Below are 8,239 nucleotides of genomic sequence, written 5' to 3'. Positions count from 1 at the left end.
TACCTGTTCGCGACGGTCACCTCGCCCAAGGACCCCGCCGCGTTCTTCATCGAGCCGGTGCTGGGCGAGGGCGGGTACGTGCCGGTGCCCCCGGCCTTCCTGGAGGGGCTGCGGCGGCGCGCCGACGAGCACGGGATCCTGCTGGTCGCCGACGAGGTGCAGACCGGGTTCGGGCGCACCGGGAGGTTCTGGGGGCACGAGCACACGGCGGTCCGCCCGGACGTCGTCATCACCGCGAAGGGGCTGGCGAGCGGGTTCCCGCTGTCGGCCATCGCCGCGCCGGAGAGCGTCATGGAGCGCGCGTGGCCCGGGTCGCAGGGCGGCACCTACGGCGGCAACGCGGTGGCGTGCGCGGCGGCGCTGGCCACCCTGGAGGTCATCCGCGAGGAAGGGCTGGTGGAGAACGCGGCCCGGAACGGCGAACGGCTGCTGTCGGGGCTGCGCAAGGCGGCCGAGGGGCACGCGCGCGTGGGCGACGTGCGCGGGCTCGGGCTGATGGCCGCCAGCGAGTTCACGGCGCCGGACGGGTCGCCCGACACGGAGACGGCGACGAAGGCGCACAAGGCGGCGACCGAGCGCGGACTCCTGCTGCTGACCTGCGGGCCGCACGGGAACGTGGTGCGGATGATCCCGCCGCTGGTGGTCGACGCCGACCAGATCGACGAAGCGCTGGCGATCTGGTCGGAGGCGCTGGCCGACGCCTCCGCCTGAGGCCCGCCGTCGGGCGGGACGCCTTCGGAGACGAGGCGACGGGGCCCGGGGCGGCGCGGGGCGTTCGTGCGTCCGCGCCGCCTGGGCCCCGGCCCGGCGGACCGGTCCGGAAGGGCTCCCGAATGGCGCGCCCCGTATCTCCCGCCTTTCCCGGATCGGGACTTCCGATCAGGAATTGGAAAGCGCTTAACCAATTCGGATACGCCTTCTACCAGGGGAAATCGACCACTTTTCTCTCCCTTGACAGGGTTATCGCGCCGCCGTAGCGTCCCCTGCATCGGGAAAGCGATTTCCTTTCCTCGGGCGGTTCTCCGGCCGACGATCCGCCGGTGACCCGGCCGCGTTCCGGCCGCCCGGCACCCCCACTGCGGCGGAACCGCCCGGACGCCTCCCGGCCCCTGTCCCCGAATACGAGGAGTCTCCTCGATGCATTCCGAACAGCCCGCGCACACCCGCCCCCGGCGAGCCCGTACCAGGACGGCCGCCACCGCGGGCGCCGCCGCCCTCGGCGTCGGCGCTGTCGCGGCCCTCTCCCTGGCCCTGCCCGCGGGCGGCGGCGACACGGCGGCGCCGACCGGCGCCCAGGACACCGCTCAGGACGTCGGCTCCCCGCTCGCCGACGCCCCGGTCGGCTGGGCCTCCGAGGACGGCGGCACCACCGGCGGCGAGGGCGGCCGGACCGTGCAGGTCTCCGACGCCGGCGCGCTGCTGGACGCCGTCTCCGGCGACGAACCCACCGTCGTCGAGGTGACCGGCGACATCGACCTGTCGGGCATGAACGGCATCGGGTCGAACACCACGGTCGTCGGGAACGGGTCGGCGACCATCACCGGCGGCGGCTTCAACCTCAGCGGCGTCGAGAACGTCGTCGTCCGCAACCTGAACTTCTCGGGCTGGGACGACGACGCGATCAACGTGCAGGAGGGGTCGACCAATGTCTGGGTCGACCACAACTCCTTCAGCGACGGCTACGACGGCGCGGTCGACATCAAGCGCGAGTCGGACTTCGTCACGGTGTCGTGGAACCACTTCACCGACCACTCCAAGACGATGCTGCTCGGCCACAGCGACGGCCACACCGAGGACCGGGGCCACCTGCGGGTGAGTTACCACCACAACTTCTTCGACGGCACGGACACGCGGCACCCGCGGGTACGGTTCTCGGCCAATGCCCACGTCTTCAACAACTACTACGTGGACAACAAGGAGTACGGGGTGGCGTCCACGATGGGCGCCCAGGTCCTGGTGGAGGGCAACTACTTCCAGGGCGTGGACACCCCGACCGAGGTCGGCTACGGCAGCTCCGGCCCGGGTGAGCTGGTGGAGCGCGGCAACGTCTACGACGACTCGGGGTCCCCCGCGACCGAGGGCTCCGTAGAGGACCCGCCGTACGACTACACGCTGGACGCGGCCGAGGACATCCCGTCCCTGGTCTCCGAGGGCGCCGGGCCGCAGGCCCGATAGCCCGCCCACAGGCGGCGCCCGGGCCCAGACCCCTCCGATGGACTCGGGCGCCGCCCCCGCCGCCCCGCTCCCCTCCGTGCGGGGCGGCGCCCCTCCGCCCCGCGGATAATGCGGTCAAAGCGCGCCGCGGCCCGTGGTAGAGTCTTAGACGTCGCCCGGGAGGACAGCCTCCACCAGGGCGGACACAAAAGAAGACGGGCACTCGTAGCTCAATGGATAGAGCATCTGACTACGGATCAGAAGGTTGGGGGTTCGAATCCTCCCGAGTGCGCAGCGGCGGAACGCCGAGCGGGGCCCTGAACCGGGATGACGGTTCAGGGCCCCGCTGCTTTGCCCGGGGCGGCCACAGGGTCCACGGCCCCTCGTTGCGCATTCAATGCACATCCGGAGAGATGGCCGCTCCTGGGCCACGGCCCTCGACCGGTCCTCGGCCATGGCATGGCGGCCTCGTCAAAGCGGTCCGGGAAGAGGCGGCAGGGGGAGGGGCGGCCGACGCGCCGACACCTGGCACGCCCGGATCCCGCACTGCGATACCGCCGAGGACGGGTGGGCCGTCTCCGCCTCAGGGGCCGCGCATCGGGCCCGTCGCGGACGAGGACCGGTCCGCCTCCTCCTCGGCGGCGGCGTGGCGGCGCAGGCGCGCGTTCTCCTCCTGAAGGTCCAGGATCCAGGCGATGCCGACCAGGTTCACCCCCTGCTCGCTGAGTTCGGCGATCCGCCGCAGGCGGGCGATGTCGTCATCGCTGTAGAGGCGGGTGCGCCCCTCGGTCCGCGCCGGGGCGACCAGGCCCTTGTCCTCGTACTGGCGCAGCGTCGCGGCGGGCAGCCCGACGAGTCCGGCCGCGACCGAGATGGTGTACACCCCTTGATCGCTCGGAGGCCGCCCTTGCCGCATAGTCCTCCTCCCGCACCGGCCGCGCCATTGTGGAGATTTTCTTCCCCGCACGGGGGTGTTTATTCCTCGGTCCTTGTGGTAGATAACATGAGTGAAGGCGCATCAATGTTGTTGACTCCACGAGGAGGTGGCGCGGGATGCTGATGCGCACCGATCCCTTCCGCGAGTTCGACCGCCTCACGCAGCGGGTGTTCAACGAGGCCCGTCCGGCGGTCATGCCGATGGACGCCTACCGCGAGGGCGACGAGTTCGTCATCCACTTCGACATGCCGGGGGTCGCGGCCGAGAGCATCGACCTCCAGGTCGAGCGCGACGTGCTGACGGTCAGGGCCGAGCGGCCCGCGCCCGAGCGGAGCGAGGGGCGCGAGACCGTGGTGAGCGAACGCCCCACGGGTTCGTTCTCCCGCCAGCTGTTCCTCGGCGAGACCCTCGACACCGACCGGATCAGGGCCGACTACGACGGCGGTGTGCTCACCGTGGTCATCCCCGTCGCCGAACAGGCCAAGCCGCGCAGGATCGCGGTCGGCGACGGCGGGACGCGCGCCCAGATCAAGGGCTGAGGTCCGCCACCAGGCACCGGGGTGCCCGCCCGTCCGGCGGGCACCCCTCTGCACACGGGGCCCCGGCCGGGCGTCACGGACGGTCGTCGCGGAAGACCAGGACCAGCGCCCTCAGGGCCAGGACGCAGCCGACGAACAGCAGCACCCCGCCGACGAAGGTGTACAGCGGCACGTTCGGCGCCATCATCGGGCCCTGGTCGCCGGTGATCAGCAGGATCGAGCCCAGCACGGCGGTCGCCGCCATCGCCGCCAGGACCACCTGGCGGACCAGACCGGTCAGGAACCGCTGGCCCTCCGGGTCGGCGAACGGGCGGACCGTCACGGTGAAGCGGCCCTCCTCCAGGTCCTCGGTGATCCTGTCGACCCGGCGGGGGAGCCGCTGGAGCGTCGGCAGCAGCGACATCAGGCGCGCCTCCAGCGACTCCCGCAGGGCGGGGCCCGACATCGCCTCGTCGGCGAGCAGGCGGCCCTGCTCGCGGGCCGCCTGGATCAGGTCGAGGTCGGGGCTGATCGCGGCCGCCGTTCCCTGCAGCGCCGTCAGCGCCCGGAAGGCCGCGGCGATCTGCGGCGGGACCGAGAACCCGTGCCCCAGCACCACCGGGAACAGCTCGGCGAACATCTCCGCGCTCCCCCGGCCGCCTACCCCCGGCCGGTAGCGCAGCATGAGCTGGCCCACCTCCCGCTCCAGGCGCCGCTCGTCCAGTCCCCCGGGGCGGCCCAGCAGGTCCACCAGGGCATCGGTCGCGCCGATGGCGTCGTCCCGGTCCACCGCCGCGAGCAGCAGCCCCAGGGTGGTGCGGGCGCCGCTGTCCAGCCGGCCCACCGACCCGAAGTCGAGCATGGCCAGTCCTCCGCCCGGGGCGAGGAGGATGTTGCCCATGTGCAGGTCGGCGTGGAAGACGCCGCTCACCGAGATCTGCCGCAGCACCTCGCCGACCAGGCGCTCGGCGATCTCCCGGCGCTCGGCGCCGGTGAAGGCGGCCAGCACCTGCCCGGCGTCCCCCACCGGGACGCCTTCGACCCGCTCCATCACCAGCAGGGTGCGCGAGGAGTACTCGGGGAACACGCCGGGCACGCGCACGCGGTCCCCGTCGACCTCCGCGGCGACCGACCGCATGTTGTCCAGCTCCACCCGGTAGTCCAGCTCCTCCTCCAGGGAGGCCGCGAACCCCTCGGTGAGCCGGTGCACCCCCAGCGCCGCTCCCCAGGCCGTCGAGCGCTCCAGCCTGCGCCCCAGCCGCAGCAGGATGTCCGTGTCCGCCTCGACCTGCCGCTGCGCCCCCGGGCGCTGCACCTTGAGGACCACGCGGGTGCCGTCGCGCAACTCCGCGGCGTGCACCTGGGCGACCGAGGCGGCGGCCAGCGGTTCGGGGTCCACCGACGCGAAGACCTCTCCGACCGGCCGCCCGAGGGCCTGGGCGACCGCACGCTCGATGCGCGGCCACGGCTCGGGGTCGGCGCGGGTCTGCAGCGCCGACAGCTCCCGGGTGAAGACCTCCGGCACCAGGTCGGGGCGCGTGGAGAGCATCTGGCCGAACTTGATGAACGCCACGCCCGCCTCGTTGAGCGCCGCGGTGAGCGAGCGCGCCGTCTTGGCCATGCCCTGCGCCGGGGCGGTGCGGCGGCGGCCGCGCAGATACCCGCCGAGGCCGTGCTTGACGGCGATCGCGGTGATCCGTGCGTAGCGCCGGGCCCGTCGGCGGCGCGCCTTCCACCCGGTGACCAGCGACAGCGCCGGGGGCAGGGTGCCGGTCGGCAGGAACAGCTCCAGCAGCACCAGCACGATGAGGCCGAACAGGAAGACCCAGACGGCGGCCAGCGCGGCCAACAGCATGTAGGGGGCCGGGGACCTCTGGATCGCCTCGACGGCGAAGGGCAGGCCCGACGCCCGCACGACGACCATCGCCGCCCCGTAGGCGAAGGTGAGCACGGTGAGGGCGACCAGGATCGTCCGCGGCCAGCCGATCGGGACACCGAGCGTCCTGCGCGCGAGCGCGCTGATCACCACCGTGAACAGGACGAGCATGATCAGGCCGAGCAGGTCCATCCGTGTCCTTCCCGGGATCGGCGCCGCGTCGGCGGTCCCGTGGGGCGTTCTCGACGCGGTCGCGGCCCACCGCCGACAGGTGGGGCGCGGCGCGCCCGCGCCGTCGGCGCGGCCCCGCGTCCGCATGGGCACCGGGCGTGCACGCCGACAGCGTAGGGTCGCGAGCGGCCGCCGGACGAGAGGACACTCGGAATCTCACTCTCAAGGGTGAGGATGCGGGACCTGGGGCGGGATCGCGGGGCAGGGCGGTTTCCCACGTCCGGAGGACTGCCCCGCGACGACCCGCTTCGCTCGGAACCGCGGGCGGGACCCCCGCGTCCAACACCGTCGCCCAGCCCGTGGTCCCCATGGGGTCCGGGATCGTGGTGTCAACGGATGAGGTCGTGGTCTCGTGTTCGGAATCCTGCGTCCCTGTCGGCACTCCCTCCCCGGAGGACTCGCGGAGGAATGGATGTCCCACATGTGCGGGCTGTGCCTCGCCTTGCGGGACGACCACGGCCAGGCCTCGCGGATCGCGACCAACTACGACGGGCTGGTCGTGTCGGTTCTGGCGGCCGCCCAGGCCGAAGAGTGCGCGGGCACCCGCCGGGCCGGGGTGTGCCCCCTGCGCGGGATGCGCGGCGCCGACGTGGCCGACGGGGCCGGGGCGCGGCTGGCGGCGTCGGTGTCGCTCATGCTGGCCTCGGCGAAGATCTCCGACCACATCGCCGACGGCGACGGGGTGTACGCCAGGCGCGGGGTGCGCGCCCTCGCGGGGCGGGTGGCCGGGCGGTGGCGCCGGGGCGCCCGGGAGTCGGGAGACGCCCTCGGCCTCGACGGCGAGGGGCTGCTCGCCGTGCTCGACCGCCAGAAGCAGGCTGAGGATGCGGCGGGGCCCGGGACGGACGTCCTGGCGGTGACCTGGCCGACCGAGGAGGCGACGGGCGAGGCGTTCGCGCACACCGCGGTGCTGGCCGGGCGCCCCGGCAACGCCGATCCGCTGCGGGAGTCGGGCCGCCTGTTCGGGCGGATCGCGCACCTATTGGACGCGGTCGAGGACCGGGAGCGGGACCGCGAGCAGGGGGCGTGGAACCCGCTGACCGCGACCGGTACGGAACCGGCCCGGGCGCGCGAGCTGTGCGACGACGCCGTGCTGGGGGTCCGGCTGGCGCTGGAGGAGGCCGAGTTCACCGACGGCCGTCTGGCCCACGCTCTGCTGGTGCACGAGCTGGGCCGTGCGGTGGACCGCACGTTCACTCAGGCCGGACACCCTCAGGACCCCTCTCGGCACGGCCACGGGCACCCGCACCACGATCCCCGGTACCGGCACAACCCGAACCGGCAGCACCCGCACCGGCACGGCGACGGCGGCCATTCCTCCGGCGGCCACCACACCACGACCGGCGGCTCCTCCGGCTCGTCCGACGACGCGGGCGGGAGCAGGGGGAGCTGCTGCGAGACGTGCGTCACCTGCGGAGACACGCCTCCGCTGAACCAGCCCCACCGGCGGGGCCCGTTCAGCGGCTGCGCGGTCGCGCTCTTCATGTTCTGCACGTGCCAGCTCTGCTGCCGGGACCCCCACCCCGGCCCGTGGACCGGAGAGTCGCGCGATGCTTGGTGCAACTTCTGCGAATGCTGCGAATGCTGTAACTGCTGCAAGTGCTGTGACCTCTAGACGGCGTCCCCGCCGCCTCCGTCCTGGGCGGCGGGGACGGCGCGGGCGGGGTCAGGCGCAGGTCCGCCGGTAGGCGGCGGTCGGCGGGAGGTCCTTGATCATGCCGTCGAAGCCCAGGGCCCCGTGTTCGCGGCAGGCCTCCTCCTCGTCCACCGCCCCCTGGTAGTCGACCGCGAACACCGCCTTGCCCTGGTCGATGAACGGCTTCAGCTCATCGCACTCGTCGAACTGCACGCACTCCTCCGGCAGCGCCCAATCGAAGTGCTCGGCCAGCTCGGCGGCCGAGCCGGGCTGGTCGTGGCCGTTCTTCATGCCGACCGACAGGCCGCGCGCGTGCGCCTGCTCCGCCAGCTCGACGTACCAGGAGTGCTGGTCCTCCAGGGTGACCGGGAACCCGGGGTCGTTGCCCAGCGGATTGTTCTGGTCGGGTTCGACGCCGTCGCAGCCCAGCTCCTCGGCCAGGTCGAAGCGCGCCCAGACCACGTCGGTCCACGCGTCGCGCTCGGAGGCGCGGATGTCCATCCAGCGCTCCTCCTCCCAGCCCGAGCTCCAGCCCAGCGCCGATCCCTCCTCCGGGGCGGCCGGGCGGTCCGGCACGTCCTCCAGGTCCTCCTCGTAGCCGGGGAACATGTGGGCGTCGGGCCGGTAGTGCTCGTAGGCGCCGGTGTCGATGTAGCAGATGACGACGGGGCGCGGCTCGCGCGCGTGCAGTTCGTCGACCGCCCCGGCGAGCGGCCCGGCGGGGACCTCGACGACCTCGCCGTCCGGGTAGCGCAGCTCGGACCCTGCCGGGGCGACCTCGAACAGGTCGAGGTCGTACATCTGCGCGTCCACGGTCAGGTCGTAGGGCTCTTCGAGCTGCCATTCCCACGAGGCGGTCTCGCCGGGGGCGGGCGTCCACCAGTCGT

7 protein-coding genes and 1 tRNA gene are annotated in these 8,239 nt (G+C 73.1%); 5 read left to right on the top strand and 3 right to left on the bottom strand.

The genetic code is table 11. The annotated features are described in order from the left end of the window. The 3 genes from D476_RS0120920 to D476_RS0120910 all read left to right on the top strand — a co-directional run. Window positions 1-711: aspartate aminotransferase family protein (locus D476_RS0120920; RefSeq protein ID WP_017625878.1), on the top strand; the 711-nt coding region annotated here is incomplete at its 5' end. Window positions 712-1,137: 426 nt separating this feature from the next. Beyond that, window positions 1,138-2,175: a pectate lyase family protein gene (locus D476_RS0120915; protein ID WP_017625877.1), complete on the top strand. Its 1,038-nt coding sequence runs from the start codon at window positions 1,138-1,140 to the stop codon at window positions 2,173-2,175. Window positions 2,176-2,373: 198 nt separating this feature from the next. Next, window positions 2,374-2,446 (top strand) — tRNA-Arg (locus tag D476_RS0120910). Window positions 2,447-2,737: 291 nt separating this feature from the next. Here the strand turns inward: D476_RS0120910 and D476_RS34040 are convergent. Beyond that, a complete protein-coding gene (locus tag D476_RS34040) occupies window positions 2,738-3,037 on the bottom strand; it encodes a MerR family transcriptional regulator (RefSeq protein ID WP_017625876.1) in 300 nt (99 codons plus the stop codon). A 170-nt stretch (window positions 3,038-3,207) separates the two neighbouring features. On the opposite strand from D476_RS34040, the gene D476_RS0120900 reads away from it, so the two are divergent. Further along, window positions 3,208-3,630, top strand: coding sequence for an Hsp20/alpha crystallin family protein (locus D476_RS0120900; protein WP_017625875.1), 423 nt, complete (start codon window positions 3,208-3,210; stop codon window positions 3,628-3,630). Between the two features lie 73 nt (window positions 3,631-3,703). On the opposite strand, the gene D476_RS0120895 is transcribed toward D476_RS0120900, so the two are convergent. Further along, window positions 3,704-5,677 (bottom strand): ABC1 kinase family protein, encoded by a 1,974-nt coding sequence (locus tag D476_RS0120895; RefSeq protein WP_017625874.1) that lies wholly within the window; start codon window positions 5,675-5,677, stop codon window positions 3,704-3,706. Window positions 5,678-6,068: 391 nt separating this feature from the next. On the opposite strand from D476_RS0120895, the gene D476_RS0120890 reads away from it, so the two are divergent. Further along, window positions 6,069-7,331, top strand: coding sequence for a DUF5685 family protein (locus D476_RS0120890; protein WP_026123707.1), 1,263 nt, complete (start codon window positions 6,069-6,071; stop codon window positions 7,329-7,331). Between the two features lie 51 nt (window positions 7,332-7,382). On the opposite strand, the gene D476_RS34035 is transcribed toward D476_RS0120890, so the two are convergent. Continuing rightward, a partial coding sequence (locus tag D476_RS34035; RefSeq protein WP_017625872.1) for an endo alpha-1,4 polygalactosaminidase occupies window positions 7,383-8,239 on the bottom strand: 857 nt, incomplete at its 5' end.

It is taken from the genome of Nocardiopsis chromatogenes YIM 90109 (assembly GCF_000341185.1).
Lineage (GTDB): Bacteria > Actinomycetota > Actinomycetes > Streptosporangiales > Streptosporangiaceae > Nocardiopsis_A > Nocardiopsis_A chromatogenes.
Note: the sequence above shows the minus strand (reverse complement) of the source record. Positions and strands in the feature narration are given on the sequence as shown.

Bases quoted from the DNA above. Each gene is read 5' to 3' on its own strand.
- D476_RS0120915 (WP_017625877.1), top strand. From the start codon at position 1,138: ATGCATTCCGAACAGCCCGCGCACACCCGCCCCCGGCGAGCCCGTACC.
- D476_RS0120900 (WP_017625875.1), top strand. From the start codon at position 3,208: ATGCTGATGCGCACCGATCCCTTCCGCGAGTTCGACCGCCTCACGCAG.
- D476_RS0120895 (WP_017625874.1), bottom strand. From the start codon at position 5,677: ATGGACCTGCTCGGCCTGATCATGCTCGTCCTGTTCACGGTGGTGATC.